Raw genomic sequence first — 20,751 nt, 5'->3', positions numbered from 1 at the left:
TTTTAATCACCAACTATTTGGTTTAATTGTTATGCTGTCATCTTGTCTAAAAACATTACTCGATTTTACCAACTTGCACGCGGCATCACACGCCGCCACATTGGGGTCGTTAAAGATTAGAGCAAAGTTTCAAGATGCTGAGGCAGCGGCAAATTTAGCCAGTTTAATTATCAACTCAAGTCATCAAAAAAGCACAAAGTTTAGTGGCTATTTGTCAGTTGGCTGCTTGGCGGTGATGGGTGCTTTAGCAACCTCAGCTGCCCACGCCGACAGTGTTTTAGGGGTTGAATTATCCCCTGCCATCTGCAAGCTTAACCCATACATGGGTAATCTTCGCCAATGTATCGAAGGCAATCCGATGACGGTGAATTTTTATCGGGTGGCGAACCAGTCTTGTAGTAATAGCCGCTACAGCATGTCGCCACTGCAAGAAAAGATCACCTCAAAAGTCATTCCAGACGGTAATATTCGCAAAAATATTTGGCAGCAGTATGGTCGCTGCAGTGGTCTAAGTACCCCTAATTATTTTCGCACCATTACCTCACTTGCCAGTCAATTAAAACTTCCAAAAGAACTCAGTAGCGGTCGCAGTTATCGATTCACGTCCAGTGGCTTGAGCCACCAATTATTATCTTTAAACCCCGGCATGAAGCCAAACTCGTTTAATTTTTTCTGTCAAAAAAATAGTGCAGGTCAATCTGTACTGACCTATATTAACGTGTGTTATGACAATAACGGACGTTTTGCCCAATGTGCCACCCGCTCTTATGCCTGTCCCAGTCAATTTTTGATTGATGGTAATTATTGAGGGATGGCGGTATCAATTTTTGCCTAGTTTTAAGCGTTTTTTATTTTGTTCTTTGCCTTACTTTAACCCATAATTGTCAAGCTCACCCGACAATTGACCCCATAAATTTATGGTCTTTGATGGTGACAAGTGATAAACTAGGCAGGCTTTTTTAGACAACTTTTTCTGCTTTTTTCACTGCCTTGCTTTTGCAAAGGATCTTGTACTTATCATAATAGGAGCTTTCAATGAAACAGCCTGTTCGTGTTGCGGTGACTGGTGCTGCTGGTCAAATCAGTTATTCATTATTATTTCGTATCGCATCGGGTGATATGTTAGGTAAAGACCAACCTGTCATTTTACAATTATTAGAAATCACGCCAGCCTTAGAAGCCTTAAAAGGTGTGGTAATGGAACTTGAAGATTGTGCATTCCCATTGCTAGCGGGCGTCGTACAAACTGATGACGCTAACGTTGCGTTCAAAGATGCGGACTATGCCCTACTGGTAGGTGCCCGTCCTCGTGGTCCTGGCATGGAGCGTAAAGATTTGCTCGAAGCCAACGCCGCCATCTTCTCTGCACAAGGTAAAGCGTTAAATGACAACGCTAGCCGTAATGTCAAAGTATTGGTTGTGGGTAACCCAGCCAACACCAATGCCTTAATCGCACAGCGCAATGCCCCAGACCTAGACCCACGTAACTTTACAGCGATGACACGTCTTGACCACAACCGTGGTATGGCGCAACTGGCTGAAGAAACTGAAACTACCGTGAATGACATCAAAAAAATGATCATTTGGGGTAACCATTCTTCAACCCAGTACCCAGATTTGACTTTCACTACGGTAAAAGGTCAACCTGCCCTAGAGCAAGTACAACGTGACTGGTACGAAGGTACTTATATCCCTAACGTACAACAACGTGGTGCTGCCATCATTAAAGCACGTGGTGCCTCATCAGCGGCGTCTGCTGCAAACGCTGCCATTGCGCACATTCGTTCGTGGGCACTAGGCACTGACGAGAATGATTGGGTATCTATGGGTGTTTACTCAAATGGTGAATACGGTATCCAAAAAGGTCTTATCTACTCATTCCCGTGTACTTGCCAAAATGGCGATTGGAAAATCGTTGAAGGGCTAGACGTTTCATCGGCGTTCTCACAAGAAAAAATGAAAGCCACAGAAACTGAGCTTGCTGAAGAGCGTGATGCGGTCAGCCACTTACTACCTAACTAATTAGGTTAGAATGTTTTAACCGAAAAAAAAACCAGTCTCATTAGGCTGGTTTTTTTACATGAAATAACCACACTATACAATCAAATCACATTTTTTTTACTCAATTTTGGCTACAATGGTCTAACGGTAAGAATAACCCATGGCACTTTTTTGATAATTTTGAATAAAATGAGTGCTAAACAATAATGATATTACAATAACCATTGATACTTTTTAGAGTACTAGGAGAACCACAATGATGATAGATGGCGAAAGAAACATTAATATGTTGTTTGAGCAAATGGGCATGGACAGCGATGATGCATCCATTGAAGCTTTTATCCAAAATAACCAACTGCCACAGTCAGTAAAGCTTAGTGATGCGACCGTTTGGACTGATAACCAACGCAAATTTTTAAAAGAAGAATATCATGCAGATGCAGGTTGGATTGAAATTATCGATGAATTAAATACCCGTCTGCATAAAGATGCCATGGATGCACAAAAACTGGCTAAATAAGTCCTTTTAATACTGTCAAAGGTATTTTCTAAATGTATTAAAAAATAACTAAAAAACCCAATCACTGATTGGGTTTTTTACATTGTTAAAACAAGTGGTCAAAATAATTACGGAGCCAATTTTTGTAAATGGGCAATACGGTCATCAAGGGAGGGGTGGCTGGCAAATAACTGGGCAAAACTAAATCCCCCTTTACCTTCATTAATCGCAAAGGCTTTCATGCCTTGTGGCATATAGTCAGGATGCTGGCTGGCAGGCTTTAACGCTTCTAAGGCAGCAATCATGTTGTATTTACCCGCCAAACGTGCGCCTGCTTCATCCGCACGGTATTCACGGTAACGAGAGAACCACATGACAACCGCTTGTGCAGCAATACCAAACACAATATCTAACACCATACTGGTAATGTAATAACCCATGCCAGGTGAATTGCTGTCATTTTTAAATACTGCCTGATCTACAAATAGCCCCACAATGCGCGCAAAGAACATCACAAAGCTGTTAACCACCCCTTGAACAAGCGCTAAGGTCACCATATCACCATTGGCAACGTGACCAATTTCATGGGCAAGTACTGCTTCGACTTCTTCTTGGTTCATCGATTGTAGTAGCCCAGTCGATACCGCAACCAAAGCTTTGTTTTTATTCCAACCTGTCGCAAAGGCATTGGGTGATGGATTATCAAAGATACCCACTTCTGGCATATCAATATTGACGTTTTGCGCCAAACGGCGAACCGTTTCGACCAGCCAAACTTCCAACTGGGTAGCAGGCTGTTCAATAACTTGCGTACCTGTAGAGCGTTTGGCGAGCCATTTTGACATCAACAGCGATACAAAAGACCCTATCATACCGTAGATGAAACACATCACCAGCAGGCTAGTGGTGCCTGTGCCACCCAAATTGAACCCTAGCATTGGCGCGATGACGTTCATGACGATACCAAACACCACCATCACCGCTAGGTTAGTTAAAAGAAATAAGCCAATTCGTAACATGACGGTTTCCTAAAGACAATCAAACGATTAAATATACTTATCAACAATAAGTTGACTATGATATTTAGTATAATAGCGTTTAATGCAACAAATTAAAGGGAAAAGTAGCATAAATTTGTAACATAAAAAAAGCCAGTATTAAACTGGCTTTGGGCTTCTGGTTTTGGGATTATAGACATGGTTGTTAGCGGACAATCGTATAAGGATTTGACGAATTATAGCTAACATTTTGAAAGCCATTGCTGCTAGTACTAGAGCGCAGATTGGGGTCATTGCGATATAAGTTGTTGTAGCGGCTTAACACACGTTGTACGTAGTCACGGGTTTCACGAAATGGGGGAATACCGCCGTATTTACTGACGTTGCCTTCACCGGCATTATAGCTCGCTATCACATGCTGAACATTACCAAAACGGTTTTGTAAAAATTTCAAATACTTTGCCGCGCCTTCGATGTTCTCCGCAGGGTTCCAAGCATTATACACACCAAAACGTCTAGCTGTCGCAGGCATTAATTGCATTAACCCCTGCGCCCCAACAGGTGAGCGTGCATTGGGATTAAAACCTGATTCAGTATGCATCATCGCTTTCATCAATGCAGGGTCGACACCATGACGCAGCGCAGAAGCCACAATCATGCTATCGTAGCTATTTTTGTTGCCACGCGCACTGGCAGGTACTGCAGCTTCATTGGCGCCCCAATTGCTATAACTATGCACATTAGTATCCGCGTAATAAGTCACTTTGACTTTTTTGGTAAAATTTTGGAAATTATTTCCTGCAGGACGGTTGTTGCTGACTACATTGGTCAACAGTACCTGACCGTTGCTATCTTTAAACACATACATATTGCCAGCATTCGCTGCATCCATACTTGCCAAACCACCCAATGACAATAGGGAAGCCGATAGCAAATAGGGTAGGCGAGTTTTCTTTGCAAACAATACCATAAATATACCTATGTAAAATTTTTGACAATACGTCACGGTAAAGCACATGACTATAAAATTTGAAGTTAGCGTAATGCTTTAAACCGACATAAAAAGATAAAATTCGTTATGTTTCAATGACATTTGATAACAGTATTATAAAACAATTGGCATGAAATATACCATAAATCTGTCAAAAACTGGTTAAAGTTTACAAAAAATCAGATAAGGGGAAATAAGGGAATAAATTGCCAAAAAACTTGTAGACCTTTTGGGTTGGATACGAAGGATTAGAAAAACAAGGGCTCAAAATTTTTAGCCATAAAAACTATCAAATTTTCAAGCCTTAAATCTTAAAAAAAAAGTAAAATTTTTTGCTTGCACTTTGCAAAAAACTATAACTCTATGATTTATATAAATAAAATAATTGGTTAAAAAATGACCAATTTAGAGATAACCTATAGCGATATGCGGTTTATTGTTGTCAAGTCAGAAGTTATCCACATGGTTATCCACATAAATTGGGGAAAATAACCTAAATGTTTGATATTGATAAAAAATAAAATGAAATAACCCCCAAAATAACTGAAAAAAATCTGATAGCGCAACGGGCGACATGACAAAAGAATGACAAATTGACGAATATATTTTTAAGATTTAATCAACTTATGGTCAATAAGCGCAGTTTATCGCGTGGTATGGTCATTTATTCAGCCAAAAAAAACCTGCACCAACTTAAATTTTGATACAGGTCTACTATTGTTATATTGTTAAATGGCTAACAAGTTATGTCTCGTCGGCGGTATCCAATGGCTGCTGTAGTAATTGTTCAAATGGTTCAAGCACTGGCGCAAGCAGTTTGGCTTGTGCTTGCGACAACACTTCCTCAGGGGCGATACCAAATTCACCCAACAACTGCTTAAGCTTGTCCACCGACATCATGGCAGTCAGTTTGGTTTGACCTGTTTCATCATAGCTGAGGTCTTCAATCACTTCTAACTTATGCAGTTCGTGTTGCAATTGTCCAAAATTGGCGGGTAAGGTTAATTCAAACCGCTGTAATTGACCTACCAATAACTGCTGCACGGCAAGGGTGAGTTGCTCGATACCTAATTGCTCATGGGCAGAGACATACACCCGATTGGGCTTGGCTTTATCACTATAACCGATGTGCGGCGGCTCACCTGTGAGATCAATTTTATTAAACACATTTAGCACAGGCACTTGATTATCAATTTCCGCTAACACGGATTGTACCGCGGCGATTTGCTCATGCATGTCTTCACGGTGACTATCAATGACATGCAGTAACAAATCTGCCTCTAAGGTTTCTTCTAGCGTGGCATGGAAGGCTTCCACTAGCTCATGCGGCAAATGACGAACAAAACCGACCGTGTCGACAAGTACCACCTTACCCACGCCTGACCATGACACACTCCGTAACGTCGGATCAAGCGTCGCAAATAGCTGATTGGCGGCATAGGTGTTTTCATGGGTCAGGGTATTGAACAAGGTAGATTTACCCGCATTGGTATAACCCACCAATGAAATTGTCGGTACTGATGATTTTTGGCGTTTGGCACGACCTTGCGCGCGGGTTTGTTTGACCTTATCAAGCTTGGCTTTGAGCTGCCCGACACGCACTTGTAACAAGCGTCTATCGGTTTCAAGCTGGGTTTCGCCTGGGCCGCGCAGACCAATACCGCCTTTTTGGCGTTCCAAGTGCGTCCAGCCGCGTACTAAGCGAGTCGCTAAGTGATTGAGCTGGGCAAGCTCAACTTGCAGTTTACCTTCGTAGGTTCGAGCACGCTGGGCAAAAATATCCAAGATAAGACCCGTTCTATCAAGTACACGGCACTGTACCAAGCGCTCAATATTACGCTCCTGCGATGGGGTCAAACTATGGTTAAAAATGACAATATCTGCCTCATATTGCTTGACAAGTTCCCCGATTTCTTCAGCTTTACCCGTACCCACAAAGTATTTGGCGTCAGGCTTAGACCGCGTACCTGTGACCAAGGCTTGTTTTTGCGCCCCAGCCGAATCCACCAGTAATTCAAATTCTTCCAAATCGTCTGGGTCATTGAGATGGGTAATATTTAAATGGACTAAGATGGCTTTTTCACCACCTTCATAACGCTCAAAATACTCCAATGATTTATCCTTTCGTTGTGAGTGTAAAAGTGTGTCTGTATCTAAATGTATTATCTAAGTCTATTAGGTTAAACATTCGCTTAAATAGTCGATAGCCGCGTTAGAAAAGCGCTAGACACGATAGAGGGATTATGTCTATCAATATAAGGTTTTTTTGCAGAACTTTTAGTCAAATTTACAATTAGTAACTTAAAACGGGGGTAAAGGCGAAGGTTTGGTCATGGTTTTGCCATGAAAACGTCATTGAAACGACACGGGTGTCACGCATACTGAATTCATCCAGACTGACTAACCATCCAATTAGATGATGGGGGCTTTGTAGCTTTGAGAATGAGTCAATGACAAGCTAAGGCATTTTTCGCTCAGCAGCTGGCCAATGCCATAGCAAAAACCACCCTAGGTAACCGTAAGATGACTGATTTTGTAGAACAAGCTAATTTTCTAGAACAAAATAACGGCGCCAAATTATACGAAGATATCGCCACTTATCCTGTTGATAGTCTTTTTAATACCCAGTTTGTTGCGCAGTTACTGGCACATAATTTTGCTGATATAGCAGTGGTAGAGACGCTAGCCCCGCTGGTCAAGCCAACGATTAGCCGCCCAAGCGCGCGTCATCGCCCGTTATTTAAGTCAGTGATTATTAACGTGAGCGAGGATAAGTTTTCGCTACAAACCGAGCAGCATTTGCTCAATGCCCAGCGCCTACGCACTTTGACCTTTACCCAAGCGTTTTCAGTAAGTTTTGCGGGATTTCATCCAAGCTCAGAGCAGCCGCTAGATCGGGATGATTTTGATAATTATTGCACCCATGTGGTGGTGTATGACGAAACCAAGCAAGATAGCTTTGGGCAGCCACTCGCGGTGGCAACCACCCGATTATTGGATAAAAACGGCGCGATAAAAGCTGGGCAGTTTTATAGCGAGCATGAGTTTAGACTGGGTCGCTTGCTCGATGATTACCCGTATAATGTGCTAGAAATCGGTCGCACCTGTGTGCACCCAGATTACCGAGGTATTACCACAATTAATCATTTGTGGGAATCCATCGCGGCAGTCGCCAAAGCTTACAATGTCAATGCGTTTATGGGCTGTGCCTCAGTTCCGATGGAAGAGGGCAATGTGCAAAACTGGTTAGATCATCAGCTTGATAGTACCAAGTTAGATGTCAAAGTGACCCGTAAATTGCCAGAAGACAAATTATCCGCTATCGACTTGGCGCAAGTGGCTGATGTGGACTTGGCGAATCCGCAAAATTTTGCCTTGCCAGCGCTGTTAAAAATGTATGTCAAAATGGGCTGTAGTCTTGGTGAAGCGGCTTGTTATGACCCTGAGTTTGATTGTGCCGATGTGTTTGTTTGGTTGCCATTTGAACAAGTCAAACCGCGCTATCAGCACTATTTGCACTAACCGGTTTATTAATAAAGGCAAAGATGCTAATCTTGAGTAATATAAACCGGGTTTGGTTACTGTTATTGAGTGATTGATACTTAGTTATTATTAGTCGGTTATTATTACTCGGCTATTGATACTTAGTGATTGCTATTGGGTTATTGTTGAAACTCAAGAAGACGCAGTAAGCCGTGTGCCCAATAATTTGCTATACTACATCCACAATTTTTCACTCACATATTTACCTTATGCAAAAATCTAACCGCAAAACCGCGCCATCGGCGTTGACAATCAGTAGCCTACTTAGCGAAACAGCAAAACAACTGCGACAACCTGCTACCTACAGTAAAAAGAATTTGGCGACCCAGTGGCAACGTAGCAAGCGCCTTATGAATTTAATGGCTGCGATTCAAACAGGGGTTGGCTATGCATGGCAGATTAGCCGCACACCAAATCCCGATAATCAGCAAATCATCCAACTGATTCAAAAATTCTGTAAAAAATCGCTCAAAGCGTTAGGCATTGAGGTGACTGCACTTGAGCCAATACCGACACATCACGCGTTGTGGGCGAGCAACCATATCTCTTGGCTCGATATCCCTGTGGTGGGTAGTATTGTACCGACCTTCTTTTTGTCCAAAGCCGAAATCGCGCATTGGCCGGTGATTGGTTGGATGGCGACCACCGCCCACACTTTATTTATCCAGCGCGGTTCGGGCGATACCAGCAAAATCAGTGAGCAGATGAGTGAGTTTTTATCACAAGGCTCACCCGTGGTTTTCTTCCCAGAAGCGACCACCACAGACGGTACAGCGATTAAACGTATTTATGGCAACTTGTTGCAGTCTGCGATGGACAGCCAAGTGCTCATTCAACCGATTGTGATTTGCTATGTCAACCAAGATGGCGAACTTGACCAAAACATTCCGTATTATGGCGATATTGGCTTGATAGATAGCGTCAAACGTGTCCTTGATAACCGCCCTGCCAAAGCCTATGTGTTGCCGTTAGCAGCCATTGACCCTGCGGGTAAAACCCGAAACGAAATTACCGCCATCTTGCAGCAGCGCATGGTGGATGGACTGGCGCGCTTGCATGGGCAAGTGCTTCACCCTAAACAGCCTTAATCGTTACGACTATAATTAAGTAGAAAAGCCAAGCTGCCATCACCTTGGCTTTTTTTTATCATGTGAATATCACAGACGCTCACTAAATTTTTTCAGTCAAATAGCATTGTAATAAAAGGTAAAAATTTCACCAAATCTGTTATTATGTACGTAACAAAACGTTATATGACAATCACTTGCGATTAAATACTCGCTACAGCGGTTAAACCGTTAACCTGCATCAATTACCCATGAGCCATGCTTAATCAAACCATCACTTGACAACGTTTGTCATCTATTTGAGCACGGTTGTTTTTATACGATTATTTTTGCACCGTTATTTTTACACTTTGCCCACCACAATGATGAATGAGTTTAATACCGATTGGATGAGCGCAAGCTTGTGGTTATTTTGCCCCGTAAATTTTTTCACTACCCCTCTAAATTTGTTTACTAAAAAGGTTCTTGATATGCGTACCGATATGTTCCAACAAATCTTAAATGACCTAAACAGCTCTTCAGCAGACGTAGAAGCCTCTGCGCTGATTTCAACCGATGGTTTGATGATTGCGTCAGCCTTGCCAGCGGGCATTGATGAAGACCGTGTCGGTGCGATGTCAGCCGCCCTACTATCGCTCGGTGACCGTGCAGGTCGAGAACTAGCGCGTGGCAGTATCGAGCGCGTCATGGTGCAAGGCGAAAAAGGCTATGTGATTATGTCGGCATCGGGTACAGAAGCGGTATTGACCATTTTGACCAAACCAAATGCCAAATTAGGTCTGGTGTTCTTGGATATGAAGCGTGCGGCTGAAGCCTTATCAAAACTTATCTAAAACTTATAAACATTAAAAAGTTTCCCCTTTTCAGCCAATCACTAATATTAGCAACCGTGACTCAATCAAAAATTTATAAGGAGAGGTAATGAAATCTGTACAATTACCCGATATGGACAAACCGGCGGGCGATGCCACAGCGCATCGTCTGACTTACTCAGATGGCTTAAGTCGTGTCGTTTATACCACCGAAAACGAGCTACCTTACCCAGATGGCAAACTTATCGTTTCACGCGTGGATTTAGATGGCATTATCACCCACGCCAATGACGCCTTTGTGGATATCAGTGGCTATAGCCGTGATGAATTAATTGGCGCGCCGCATCATATTTTGCGACATCCACAAATGCCAAAAGCCGCCTTTAAAGACTTGTGGCAAACAGTCGAAACAGGCAAAAAATGGCATGGCTATGTCAAAAACTTGTGCAAAGATGGCAGCTACTACTGGGTGTATGCGACAGCTGTGCCCAATATCCGCCATGGCGAAACGGTTGGCTATACCTCGGTACGACGCAAACCATCACGCAGCAAAATCGCGCAAGCTGAAGCACTGTATCGCAAAATGCTAGAGGAGCAAGCCTAATGACAATTAATTTACTCATTGCGCCTGACTTCGCGCCTGAGCGTTTTGCAGGCTGGCATATGCTCAATACACTGCTACAAAAAAAATCTGGCATTCACATTCACTTACTGACACCGGCGTCTGCGCATGAACAAAACGACTTAATCCAAGCGCAAAACGTGGATATTATCTATGCCAATCCCTTTGACGCAGCGACAATGATTCGGGAGCAGGGTTATCGCGCGGTGGCGCGTCCACTGGGCAAATCTGATGAAATGGTGATTGTTGCAAAAGCCGATAGCGGCATTGTAGCACTTGATGATTTAAAAGTAGGCTGCACCATTGCCATGGCAGATAACCGTGATGTCAAATTGATTGGGCTTCGTCTCCTAGAAGCCGTGGATTTGTTAGAAGCTGACATTACTTGGAAAGTTACCGAGACTTACCAAGCCGCTGCCCGTAATTTGATTAAAGGCGAAGCCGATGCGGCATTCTTTTTATCAGATGTCTATCATAGCTTGTCACGCTTGACCTTATCGCAGATGCAGGTATTGGTTGAAAGTGATTTGAGCGATATCAGCCATGTGTTGCTGGTTAAAGAGAGTTTTGCCGACAGTGAGCCATTTATCGATGCCTTATTAAGCTTAAAAGACACAGCCGAAGGCAAACAAGTATTACAAGAACTGGGGATGAGCGACGGTTTTGAGCCGATGACCCAAGAAGACGGCGAGTTTATGATTGATTTAATGGATACCTTATTGGATTAATCAGTCAAGCTTGTTATCTTGCCCAATAGCGCAACTCATGTTTAGATGGAGTTGCGCTTTTTTTATGCTGAAGCGTTTTGATTGCAATCGGGTTTAATAGTATAGTAGGGGATAAATGCGTGGATTTTTCACAGCGTCAGTCACTAATACCTCACCCTTGTCACATAACTTTTTATATAATTAGGCTAATTTTTTGAGGAATCAGCATGTATTCATTGTCGAATCGTAATCGTAGAAAATTTCAAAAACATTGGCTTAATTTTCGTCTCTATAGTCGAAAAGTGATTGACCAACCGATGAACATGGATATCCATACCAGCCGCATCATGGCAGCGATGGAGCTTGATGAAAAAGAGCCCTTACAAGGTGCGTTAGCCGATATGTTTTATGGTTGTTGGTTTGACGTGCCCTATTTTGGTGACCGTATGCTCAACCAAGTGAGAGAAAAACTAACGCCAACACTGCTACAAGGGTTTGACCAATGCATCAATCATGGTGAGTATGTGTTTAAAGTCAGCAATCTTGCCACCCGCTGGAGCGTATTGGTATCGCCTTCAATGAACACTTATCAGCATCAGCTGCGTGTGTCCACTGATGACTCAAAAGTAGTGGCACAAATGACGATTGCTGCGTTATTAGATATCATGGAAGAAGAAGACGATCCAGAAGACCAAGCTGAGCAAATTGCCGAAATCGAGGAAGAGTTCTTTAACCATTGTCTTGTTTGTCATGACCGATTGGCATTTAGCATGGTTTGGTGGGAAATGTCAAAAAACAAATGGGATTTTAATGACAAATGGCTTGAGACCAAAGAATATTTTGCCAAGCAAGCCGCTTAACCTTAACCGAATCGATAATTTAGCAACCCAACCGATGAATGAGCTTTTGCATTCACCAACGCTATCATACAACATTAGCTTTGCCGTCTATCAAAATTTAAGGAAAACACCATGCCAGAACAAAACGACACCTATGTGATTTTAACGCCTGCCGGGGTATTGCATAGTTTCTCAAGCGCCAATCCCTCAGAGCAGCAACTAGCCTTACAAGCGGTGCTCGCCCCTGAACAAAGTATGACGGCACGGGAATGGGGTGAGCGTTATAGTGACACTTGGTTAGATATGTTTATCGAAGAAGGTTGGATTGAAACCATTGAAAAGCGGGTGGTCGCTCCGCACGTGCAGCTGGATAATTTCTTAAAATATGTAGCAGCGAGCCTATCGGGTAGTCGCCGTGTCGTAATTGCGTCAGATGAAGGCTTCTGTCTGGCAAAAATGGGCTTTACTCAGCAAGAAGCAGATACGCTATCGGTAGCCGCTGCCGATTTTTATGGCTTTTTAGAGCGCCAACAGCAGCGCGGTTGGGCGGTACATGGGTATGGGGTGTCATTTTTTACCAGTATTGATATGTTGATGCCCAATACCAGTATTGTGTTTTTATGGATCAACAAAACGGGCTATTTCTTGATTATCGAAGATGAGCCGCTCATCAATAACCGCGCTTTTGTGGAATTGGTGTGGGGTATTAAAGCGACGGGCGAACGTTTTGAGCAACGTGCAAGACTGGCAGAACAATCAGACGCTAAAGAAGGTGATGCGGCAGACGATGATACCCAAACGGTTAATTGATAAACTGTAAAAATAAAAACCGTTGAGAGTTAATCAGCGGTTTTTTATTGTCAGTGATTCTTATTGAAAGCTTCCATTCAGCTGAATGCCAGATGAATGTCAGCTTAGTGTGATACCTTTACTGTCTTTTGGCGTCACTCTAAAAATCTGCACTTTAAATAGTATATTTTGACCTGCCAATGGATGGTTAAAATCCACTTTGATGGCGTCTTCAGTGACGTCACTGACCACACCCACGAGGGTGGTTTTGCCTTTGTCTTCAAATTCCATCATGGTACCGACTTCAGGCAAATTGCCCGTCACTGCAAACTGCGCATGACTAAAAGTCTGTACGTTATCAGGGTTCCACTCACCAAAGGCTTCGTCAGGCGACAGCGATGCGGTGCGCGTATCGCCGGCTGTCAAGTTGATGAGTACCTTCTCAAACCCTTCAAGCAGGCTACCATCACCCACTACCAAGCGAACAGGTTCGCCACGCTCAAAGGTTGAGTCGATGACGGTGCCATTTTCTAAGCTGACCTCAAAATGCAAATCAACGGTTGAGTCCTGAGTGATGCGGGTTTGTTCGTTTGGCGTAATAATGTCATGATTCATGCGGTTGTTTATCCATCTAAAAATTAAAGGGTGTTACGTTTGGACTCTAATAAAAACGCATCGATTAAAATCAACGCAACGCCAATATTAATCGCCACATCAGCGATATTAAAAATCGGGAAATGCCACGCATCGCCATAGTGGACATGCAAGAAGTCAATCACATAGCCCAAACGTACCCGATCAATCAAATTGCCCAAAGCACCCGCCATCACCAATGCCAAGCCCAAAGCCAATAATTTGGCTTGTTGGGGTATTTTGCGTAGATACGCCATGATACCAAAGGAAACAGCCAGTGCCAGTCCGCTAAACAGCCATTTTTGCCAGCCGCCTTTATCTGCCAAAAAACTAAACGCCGCGCCATGGTTGTGGGCAAGGGTAAAGTTAAAAATCGGCTCAATAATCGCCGTGGTTTGGTACAGCTGGTAGTTGTGCTCAAAGTACAACTTGGTGATTTGGTCGATAATTATTGCCAAAACCGCGATACCATACCACATCATGGCTTTGTTGCCGTTGATGGGTAGGGTAGTGGATGAATGAGTGGCAGCAGTCGTTGCCTGGGTGTTAGGCATAATGACGTACCTCGCCTTGACCTTCGACATTCTCCACGCAGCGACCACAGATTTCTGGGTGGGCAGGATTGATGCCGATATCCTCGCGGATGTGCCAACAGCGGATACATTTTTCGCCCGTGGCAGGCTTGACCACTACCGCAACTTGGCTGTCTTCGTCGGTATAGGTCACATCGCTTGGTTGGTTGGTTAATGCCGCTACATTGGCTTGGCTTGAAATCAACACAAATTTGAGTTCATCGCCTAATCGATTGAGTGAAGCCATGGTAGTATCTGGTGCATACACGGTGACATTAGCCGATAAATTGGCGTTAATCACTTTGTCAGTGCGCGCAATTTCATAGGCTTTGTTGACGGTTTCTTTGACATTCAAAATCGCTTGCCAATCTGATTCGCTCACGTCATCCAATGCCACTGGTGGGAATTCATACCATTCTTCGGTAAAGATGTAGCCATTGCCATTGCTTGTATGGGGACCTTTTAAGATTTCCCAGGCTTCTTGTGCGGTAAACGACAAAATCGGTGCAATCCAGCGCAGTAACGCATGGGCAATATGATAAATTGCAGTTTGTGCTGAGCGGCGCGCTTCACCATTGGCTTTGGTGGTGTATTGACGGTCTTTGATGATGTCTAAATAAAAACCGCCCAAATCTTGTGAACAAAAACCCACCACCGCTTGACATACTTGGTGAAAATCCATGTTGGTATAAGATTGACGAATGTCAGCTTGTACCGCCTCAGCGCGTTTTAAAATGTACTTGTCAAGGCTGACCAAATTGCTAGCATCCACCATGTCGGTGGCTGGGTCAAAGTCGTCTGTATTCGCCAGTAAAAAGCGAATGGTGTTACGAATACGGCGATACATATCGGTAGTGCGCGCAAAGCCTTCAGTCGATACTGCCATCTCGTAACGGTAGTCGCTTGAACCGACCCATAGACGCACGATATCAATACCATATTTATTGGCAAGTTCTTGCGGCTCAAAGCCTTTGGTATTGCCTTTGGATTTTGATAATTTATAGCCTTTGGCATCTACGGTAAACCCGTGCGTCAACACTTGCTTATATGGTGGACGACCATAAATCGCTTCACTCACCAAAAGTGACGACTGGAACCAGCCCCGATGTTGGTCAGAGCCTTCAAGGTATAAATCCGCAGGATTGGCCAAGTCAGGACGATTGGCGAGCACGGCAAAATTGGTCGACCCTGAGTCAAACCATACATCTAGCGTATCGGTCGATTTTTGATACGCTTTAGCATCGTCCCCGATAAAATCTTCAGCCGCGGCATCAAACCATGCTTCCACACCACCTTGCTCAATCACTTGCGCGACTTTTTCCATCAGCTCAGCCGTATTTGGGTGCAAATTGCCCGTGTCTTTATGGATGAAAAAGGCAATCGGCACGCCCCAAGTACGTTGGCGGCTGATACACCAATCTGGGCGACCATGCATCATCGATTCGATGCGATTTTGTCCCCAACTTGGCGTCCATACCACCTTTGGAATATCGGTCAACGCTTGCTCACGCAGACCTTGGCTTTCCATGTTGATAAACCATTGTGGCGTTGAACGGAAAATAATCGGCGTTTTGTGTCGCCAGCAATGCGGATAGCTGTGAGTAATCACGTCATGCTTGAGCAAATGGCCACTGGCTTTGAGCGTTTCGATGATTTTTGGTTGCGCTTTATAAATATGCTCGCCGACAAAAACTTTGGCTTCAGGCAAATACACGCCGTTACCTGCGACTGGGTTTTCGGTGGGCAAGTGAAATTTTTGCCCGACCACATAGTCATCGACACCGTGCGAGGGCGCAGTGTGTACCAAACCCGTACCGCTATCTGCCGTCACGTGGTCGCCTGTGATAATCGGCACTTGGCGCTCGGCAATCAATGGATGCTGGGCTTTAAGTACAGTTAATGCATCGCCTTTCACGGTGGCAACAACGCTATATTCTTTGGCGTTAAACACACTCATTAAATGCGGAACTAAATTGTAAGCGACAATTAAATGGCTGATTTTCGCCTGTGGTTTTTCGCCTGCCATTTGATAAAACAAGCGCTCGCCTAAACCATTGTCAGCGGTTTTGTGATAAGTTGCGCCAATTTTTTCTAACGCTTTAGCCGAACGCTGATTATCGGGGGCAACATGAAACCAAATCGTTTCTCGCTGCGATTGGGCGTGGTTTAGCATCGCCGATTTAATTTCAGCATTGGCCCCTGACCCCCAATACTCACGGGTCAAAAAGGTGTAGCCAATGGCAATTGAATTTTCTTCAGCATTATCATCATAAAAACGGGTCGTGCCAATAATGTTATTGGTTTTTTTATCGACAATCGCAAAGGCTTTTTGCTCAAGGGCTTTTTTGAAATACGGCTCAAATACGGCAGGTTCGTGGCGTTTTTCCGGTAACGATTCCCAAATCAAAGGGTCAGATGCACTTGCCTGTAAAGCGGTTTTATCGTCTTTGGTTAAACGGCGAAGTAAATAATTGGGCGTGTCAAGGGTGGTGGGAATAGCAAATGCTTGTTTGTTAAACGTGACTTTTACCACGGAGTACTCTAGCTCAGAGCTTGCGGTAATCGCCTGATTGGCAGGCAACGTCCAAGGCGTGGTAGTCCAAATCACCGCCTGCAAAGCGCCATCAATCGCTTTAGTCGCCGCTAACGCCTCACGGTTGACGATATCAAAACCGACATAAATCGCATCGGATTTTTTATCTTCATATTCCACTTCCGCTTCCGCGAGCGCCGAACCACAATCCAAACACCAATTCACCGGCTTCATACCGCGAGTGATATGACCGTTTTTGTAGATTTCTGCCAATGCACGGACGGTATCAGCTTCTTGCTTGAAGTTCATGGTCAGATAAGGATTTTCCCAGTCACCCAGTACGCCCAAGCGTTTAAAGTCGACCATTTGCAGGTCAATTTGGCTTTTGGCATAATCACGGCAAGCGCCGCGAAACTCGGTTGACGTCACAATGGCACCGTTTTTACTTTTGTCTTTATGGGGTTGACCCACTTTACCGATAATGCCTTCTACCTTTTGCTCAATCGGCAATCCATGACAATCCCAACCCGGTACATACGGCGCGTCATAACCGTCAAGCGTCTTGTATTTGACAATCATGTCTTTAAGCACTTTATTCACCACGTGACCCAAGTGAATCTGACCGTTGGCATAGGGAGGGCCATCATGCAATACATACTTTTCACGACCTTGACGAGCGCGACGAATTTGGGCATACACATCGTCGGCAAACCATTGTTCTAGCCATTTAGGTTCGCGTTTGGCAAGGTCGCCACGCATGGGAAATACGGTATCGGCAAGGTTTAGGGTATCTTTATAGTCGATTGACTGATTGTCAGTATTGTCGGTCATGTAACTCTCGGTATTCTCTAAAAAGTGCAAAAGGTAAAAAATTGATAACAGGGTATTATATGTTAAAATTGGCAGATTGACAAAGCGTGGTTTGGCTTATCTCATGCTTGATTTTGGTAAGTTTGTCACAAAAAAATCTCACTCACCAAAATAGCTATAAAATGCTAAAAATAGTTGAAAACGCTAAAAATAGTTGAGGAAAGATACAATTTTCCACCAGCGTACAAGGGTTAAAGCATTTACAGTCAATGCCAAATGGCAACGCAGGCTATAAGGAAGTGTAGGTAGGTTATTTTGACCCTGCCGAATCAGAGAGTTTGGCTAGCGTGGGTAAGCCTAGTATGTTGCTTAGGAGTAGCAGGGTGGAGGCTGACACGCCAAAGTCGCTAAGGGCATGATTTCGCAAAAGCTTGCTGCTTACGCCAGTCAAGTAAATCCACCACGTCTTGGGCAATGCCTTGTCTTAACGCGTCAAGGCTTGGATAATTAATTTCCCCATGTAAAAAATGCAAAAACGTCACCGTCAGTTCTCTGCCGTACAAATCCCCATCAAACTTCGGAAAATTGACTTCCAGTCGCCATTCTACCCCATACTTATTTTTTAGCGCAGGACGAGTACCCACATTGCAAGCGCCAAACAAACTGCCTTTGTTGAGCCCTTGCACGCCAGTTTGAGTATTTTCCCCCAGTGTTGATAAATCCGTGCCATCGGTAGCGGTCACCGATACCGCAAAAATCCCATGCAGGGCAGGCTTGATACGGTTTAGCGCAATATTGGCGGTGGGAAAATCAAGCGTGCGACCAATTTTATCGCCATGTTCCACCATGCCAGTAATCGCATAATCTCGCCCTAGCAGATGCTTTGCCGTTGCCAAGTCCCCGTGTTGCAAACAGTCTCGAATGCGGGTTGAGCTGACGCGCTCATCTTGATGCGCATGGTCGGTCACGGTATGCAAAATTTGTACAGGCAAGCCAAACGCACGCAAAAACTCACTATCGCCAGTGCGGTCATGCCCAAAGCGAAAATCATCGCCCAATACCAAATGCTTCACGTTTAATTCGACCAACATTTTGGCAAAATCGTGTGCCGATAAATTCCGAAAGTCATTATCAAAATTTGCCACAATCAAGCTATCGATATTGTGTTCAGCAATCAATTGGGTTTTTTCTGCCAAATTGGTGAGCCTTGCAGGGGCGGTTTGCGGGCTAAAAAACTCACGCGGCTGTGGTTCAAAAATCATCACCATGCTGGCAAGTTGCTGAGATTTTGCCAAAGACTTGGCTTTATCTAGCATCGCTTGGTGACCCAAATGTACCCCATCAAAATTACCAATCGTCAGTACCGAATCAGGTAATAGGGTTGGATTTTTTAGCCAGTCAGATAAGTCAATTACGTTCATGAGCATCGCAAACTATCAATTTTATGAAATCGCTTATTATAAAGTAAAAATGTTGTTAACATACGCGCTAATAAGATTTTTCGGCAAATTTTAGCCGCATTTTTTAGTTCAATTTTGGAGTCGCTATGTCTGCAGCGCATCACAACCTTAGTATTCGCCTAGCTGCGATTGATGATTTACCGCGCATCGTTGAAATTTATAACCAAAGTATCGCAGGTAAGCAAGCCACAGCGGATTTACAGCCTGTGAGCGTGGCAGATAGGCAAGCGTGGTTTGACGCCCATACGGGCAATCGTCCGTTGGTGGTTGCTCAAACTAGCTCCGAAACTAGTTTAGGTGAAATTGTCGGTTGGGGCAGTTTATCTGATTTATACGCGCGTCCCGCCTATCATATCAGTACTGAAATCAGTATCTATGTGGCAGAGGAAGCCAAGGGGCAAGGCGTGGGCAAAGCGTTGGTCAATTATCTAATCGAAGTTGCGCCGAGTTGTGGCGTGCAGCAAGTTGTTGCGCTGATTTTTGCCCATAATACACCGAGCCTTGCGATGTTTGAAAAGCTAGGATTTGAGACATGGGGCAAGTTTAAGCAAGTTTGTGATATGAACGGATTTATTGCTGATGTGGTGATTTTGGGAAAAAGTGTAGCTTAGATAAACAAGGCTCAATATGAGCCTTTTTTGTGTTACATAGTTACTATGATTATTGGACAATAGCCTGTTGTTAGAACATTGTGTTCTCATTTGCGGGGCTATTATCATCAGATTGCAGGGAGAAATTTAGTTCATTTTCATCAATTTTATTGGCTGATTTACTTTCCAGCTTAATAAGTAGGCGTAAATCATTGGGTGAGTCAGCGTGTTTGATGGCATCGCGGTAAGTGATTTCGCCATTTTCATACAAATCAAACAACGCTTGGTCAAAGGTTTGCATACCGAGTTCACGAGAGCGTTTCATCACGGGCTTAATTTCGTGGATTTCCCCTTTACGGATGTAATCACCAATCAGTTGGGAATTGAGCAAAATTTCAATCGCAGCGCGGCGACCTTTGCCATCAGGGGTGGCAATCAATTGCTGCGCCACAATGGCTCGAAGGTTTAAGGACAAATCCATCAAAATCTGCTCATGATGTTCGGCATCAAAGAAGTGAATGATACGGTCAATCGCTTGGTTGGCATTGTTGGCGTGGAGGGTGGCAAACACCAAGTGTCCTGTTTCGGCATATTGAATGGCATAATCCATGGTTTCGCGGGTACGAATCTCGCCAATCAAAATCACATCAGGTGCTTGACGTAGGGTGTTTTTTAATCCTGCTTCAAATGATTTGGTATCAATGCCAACTTCGCGTTGGGTGATGATACAGCCTTTGTGCTCATGGACGTATTCAATCGGGTCTTCGATGGTGATAATATGACCGCGCGAATTTTCGTTGCGATACCCCATCATAGCTGCCAGTGTGGTAGATTTACCTGTACCTGTCGCACCGACCAGTAGCACGATACCGCGTTTTTTCATGGCAATTTCATTCAAAATCGGCGGTAGATTGAGCTGCTCTACCGTCGGAATTTTGGTTTCAATTTTACGTAGCACCATGCCCGCACAGTCTTTTTGGACAAAGGCAGAAACACGAAAGCGGGCGTTTTGGTGTTTGTCACTAATGGCAAACTGGCATTCGAGGGTTTCGTCAAATTCTTTGATTTGAGCAGGTGTCATCACGCTTTTGACCAGCGTCATCGATTGCTCTGGGGTCAGCGCTGACTTGGTGACTGGCATGATAGTACCATTGACTTTCATTGATGGTGGCGCATCGGCGGTGATAAAAAGGTCAGAGCCGTTTTTTTGTACCATTAGCTGCAGTAATTTATCAAAATCCATAACAGGTATCTCGCATTGTTCTATAAATTGTTCTATAAATTT

Annotated in this window: 19 protein-coding genes; 11 read left to right on the top strand and 8 right to left on the bottom strand. The window is 44.0% G+C overall.

What is annotated here, in order from left to right:
- Positions 1–31: 31 nt before the first annotated feature.
- From RTS10_RS04450 to RTS10_RS04440, 3 genes are all read left to right on the top strand, one after another.
- Positions 32–808 (top strand): T2 family ribonuclease, encoded by a 777-nt coding sequence (locus RTS10_RS04450; protein WP_312539407.1) that lies wholly within the window; start codon positions 32–34, stop codon positions 806–808.
- Between the two features lie 227 nt (positions 809–1,035).
- The gene (locus tag RTS10_RS04445) at positions 1,036–2,022 is read left to right on the top strand and encodes a malate dehydrogenase (protein WP_007116966.1); all 987 of its coding nucleotides are present in this window, start codon (positions 1,036–1,038) and stop codon (positions 2,020–2,022) included.
- Positions 2,023–2,257: 235 nt separating this feature from the next.
- Positions 2,258–2,521, top strand: a complete 264-nt coding sequence (locus RTS10_RS04440) for a DUF2789 family protein (protein WP_284034678.1) — start codon at positions 2,258–2,260, stop codon at positions 2,519–2,521.
- Positions 2,522–2,628: 107 nt separating this feature from the next.
- Here the strand turns inward: RTS10_RS04440 and htpX are convergent, their stop codons facing one another.
- The 3 genes from htpX to hflX all read right to left on the bottom strand — a co-directional run bounded on the left by htpX (position 2,629) and on the right by hflX (position 6,601).
- Positions 2,629–3,519, bottom strand: a complete 891-nt coding sequence (htpX, locus tag RTS10_RS04435) for a protease HtpX (protein WP_312536405.1) — start codon at positions 3,517–3,519, stop codon at positions 2,629–2,631.
- 184 nt (positions 3,520–3,703) lie between these two features.
- On the bottom strand, positions 3,704–4,468 hold the full coding sequence (locus RTS10_RS04430) for a lytic transglycosylase domain-containing protein (RefSeq protein WP_065253316.1): 765 nt from the start codon (positions 4,466–4,468) through the stop codon (positions 3,704–3,706).
- A gap of 765 nt (positions 4,469–5,233) precedes the next feature.
- Entirely contained in the window at positions 5,234–6,601 is a 1,368-nt protein-coding gene (gene hflX / locus RTS10_RS04425) for a ribosome rescue GTPase HflX (protein ID WP_065253315.1), read from the bottom strand.
- 411 nt (positions 6,602–7,012) lie between these two features.
- Here hflX and RTS10_RS04420 point away from each other — a divergent pair, with 411 nt between their 5' ends.
- The 7 genes from RTS10_RS04420 (at position 7,013) to RTS10_RS04390 (ending at position 12,889) form a co-directional block, all read left to right on the top strand.
- On the top strand, positions 7,013–8,011 hold the full coding sequence (locus RTS10_RS04420; protein WP_312385875.1) for a GNAT family N-acetyltransferase: 999 nt from the start codon (positions 7,013–7,015) through the stop codon (positions 8,009–8,011).
- A 230-nt stretch (positions 8,012–8,241) separates the two neighbouring features.
- Complete coding sequence (locus RTS10_RS04415) at positions 8,242–9,120, top strand: lysophospholipid acyltransferase family protein (protein ID WP_312385874.1); 879 nt, start codon at positions 8,242–8,244, stop codon at positions 9,118–9,120.
- A gap of 449 nt (positions 9,121–9,569) precedes the next feature.
- The gene (locus tag RTS10_RS04410; protein ID WP_007117205.1) at positions 9,570–9,932 is read left to right on the top strand and encodes a roadblock/LC7 domain-containing protein; all 363 of its coding nucleotides are present in this window, start codon (positions 9,570–9,572) and stop codon (positions 9,930–9,932) included.
- Between the two features lie 88 nt (positions 9,933–10,020).
- On the top strand, positions 10,021–10,515 hold the full coding sequence (locus tag RTS10_RS04405) for a PAS domain-containing protein (protein ID WP_050324728.1): 495 nt from the start codon (positions 10,021–10,023) through the stop codon (positions 10,513–10,515).
- Positions 10,515–11,261, top strand: coding sequence for a phosphate/phosphite/phosphonate ABC transporter substrate-binding protein (locus tag RTS10_RS04400; RefSeq protein ID WP_312539404.1), 747 nt, complete (start codon positions 10,515–10,517; stop codon positions 11,259–11,261). Before RTS10_RS04405 ends, RTS10_RS04400 begins: the two co-directional genes overlap by 1 nt.
- A gap of 206 nt (positions 11,262–11,467) precedes the next feature.
- Entirely contained in the window at positions 11,468–12,100 is a 633-nt protein-coding gene (locus RTS10_RS04395) for a hypothetical protein (RefSeq protein ID WP_312539403.1), read from the top strand.
- 111 nt (positions 12,101–12,211) lie between these two features.
- Positions 12,212–12,889, top strand: coding sequence for a hypothetical protein (locus RTS10_RS04390; RefSeq protein ID WP_312539402.1), 678 nt, complete (start codon positions 12,212–12,214; stop codon positions 12,887–12,889).
- A gap of 99 nt (positions 12,890–12,988) precedes the next feature.
- Here RTS10_RS04390 and fkpB read toward each other — a convergent pair whose 3' ends face one another.
- From fkpB to ribF, 4 genes are all read right to left on the bottom strand, one after another.
- On the bottom strand, positions 12,989–13,483 hold the full coding sequence (gene fkpB / locus RTS10_RS04385) for an FKBP-type peptidyl-prolyl cis-trans isomerase (RefSeq protein ID WP_065253310.1): 495 nt from the start codon (positions 13,481–13,483) through the stop codon (positions 12,989–12,991).
- A gap of 23 nt (positions 13,484–13,506) precedes the next feature.
- Positions 13,507–14,055 carry a signal peptidase II gene (gene lspA, locus RTS10_RS04380; protein ID WP_312539400.1) on the bottom strand — a complete coding sequence of 183 codons (549 nt, stop codon included), beginning with the start codon at positions 14,053–14,055 and terminating at the stop codon, positions 13,507–13,509.
- Entirely contained in the window at positions 14,048–17,365 is a 3,318-nt protein-coding gene (gene ileS / locus RTS10_RS04375; protein ID WP_312539558.1) for an isoleucine--tRNA ligase, N-acetyltransferase domain-containing, read from the bottom strand. Before ileS ends, lspA begins: the two co-directional genes overlap by 8 nt.
- 458 nt (positions 17,366–17,823) lie before the next feature.
- Positions 17,824–18,837 (bottom strand): riboflavin biosynthesis protein RibF, encoded by a 1,014-nt coding sequence (ribF, locus tag RTS10_RS04370; protein WP_312539399.1) that lies wholly within the window; start codon positions 18,835–18,837, stop codon positions 17,824–17,826.
- Positions 18,838–18,962: 125 nt separating this feature from the next.
- Here ribF and RTS10_RS04365 point away from each other — a divergent pair, with 125 nt between their 5' ends.
- A complete protein-coding gene (locus RTS10_RS04365) occupies positions 18,963–19,487 on the top strand; it encodes a GNAT family N-acetyltransferase (RefSeq protein WP_312539397.1) in 525 nt (174 codons plus the stop codon).
- Between the two features lie 70 nt (positions 19,488–19,557).
- On the opposite strand, the gene RTS10_RS04360 is transcribed toward RTS10_RS04365, so the two are convergent.
- Positions 19,558–20,709 carry a PilT/PilU family type 4a pilus ATPase gene (locus RTS10_RS04360; protein ID WP_312539394.1) on the bottom strand — a complete coding sequence of 384 codons (1,152 nt, stop codon included), beginning with the start codon at positions 20,707–20,709 and terminating at the stop codon, positions 19,558–19,560.
- Positions 20,710–20,751: the final 42 nt, after the last annotated feature.

It is taken from the genome of Moraxella sp. CTOTU47616 (assembly GCF_032017465.1).
Classification (GTDB): Bacteria; Pseudomonadota; Gammaproteobacteria; order Pseudomonadales; family Moraxellaceae; genus Faucicola; species Faucicola tetraodonis.
The sequence above is the reverse complement of the archived record's forward strand: the minus strand, read 5'-3'. Positions and strand labels throughout refer to the sequence as shown.

Excerpts from the sequence above, each read along its gene's own strand:
- RTS10_RS04410 (WP_007117205.1), top strand. The coding sequence starts at position 9,570 with ATGCGTACCGATATGTTCCAACAAATCTTAAATGACCTAAACAGCTCT.
- RTS10_RS04365 (WP_312539397.1), top strand. The coding sequence starts at position 18,963 with ATGTCTGCAGCGCATCACAACCTTAGTATTCGCCTAGCTGCGATTGAT.
- RTS10_RS04405 (WP_050324728.1), top strand. The coding sequence starts at position 10,021 with ATGAAATCTGTACAATTACCCGATATGGACAAACCGGCGGGCGATGCC.
- ribF (WP_312539399.1), bottom strand. The coding sequence starts at position 18,837 with ATGAACGTAATTGACTTATCTGACTGGCTAAAAAATCCAACCCTATTA.
- RTS10_RS04445 (WP_007116966.1), top strand. The coding sequence starts at position 1,036 with ATGAAACAGCCTGTTCGTGTTGCGGTGACTGGTGCTGCTGGTCAAATC.
- RTS10_RS04450 (WP_312539407.1), top strand. The coding sequence starts at position 32 with ATGCTGTCATCTTGTCTAAAAACATTACTCGATTTTACCAACTTGCAC.
- fkpB (WP_065253310.1), bottom strand. The coding sequence starts at position 13,483 with ATGAATCATGACATTATTACGCCAAACGAACAAACCCGCATCACTCAG.
- lspA (WP_312539400.1), bottom strand. The coding sequence starts at position 14,055 with ATGCCTAACACCCAGGCAACGACTGCTGCCACTCATTCATCCACTACC.
- RTS10_RS04395 (WP_312539403.1), top strand. The coding sequence starts at position 11,468 with ATGTATTCATTGTCGAATCGTAATCGTAGAAAATTTCAAAAACATTGG.
- RTS10_RS04430 (WP_065253316.1), bottom strand. The coding sequence starts at position 4,468 with ATGGTATTGTTTGCAAAGAAAACTCGCCTACCCTATTTGCTATCGGCT.
- RTS10_RS04415 (WP_312385874.1), top strand. The coding sequence starts at position 8,242 with ATGCAAAAATCTAACCGCAAAACCGCGCCATCGGCGTTGACAATCAGT.
- RTS10_RS04440 (WP_284034678.1), top strand. The coding sequence starts at position 2,258 with ATGATGATAGATGGCGAAAGAAACATTAATATGTTGTTTGAGCAAATG.
- RTS10_RS04390 (WP_312539402.1), top strand. The coding sequence starts at position 12,212 with ATGCCAGAACAAAACGACACCTATGTGATTTTAACGCCTGCCGGGGTA.
- htpX (WP_312536405.1), bottom strand. The coding sequence starts at position 3,519 with ATGTTACGAATTGGCTTATTTCTTTTAACTAACCTAGCGGTGATGGTG.
- RTS10_RS04400 (WP_312539404.1), top strand. The coding sequence starts at position 10,515 with ATGACAATTAATTTACTCATTGCGCCTGACTTCGCGCCTGAGCGTTTT.
- RTS10_RS04360 (WP_312539394.1), bottom strand. The coding sequence starts at position 20,709 with ATGGATTTTGATAAATTACTGCAGCTAATGGTACAAAAAAACGGCTCT.
- RTS10_RS04420 (WP_312385875.1), top strand. The coding sequence starts at position 7,013 with ATGACTGATTTTGTAGAACAAGCTAATTTTCTAGAACAAAATAACGGC.
- ileS (WP_312539558.1), bottom strand. The coding sequence starts at position 17,365 with ATGCGTGGCGACCTTGCCAAACGCGAACCTAAATGGCTAGAACAATGG.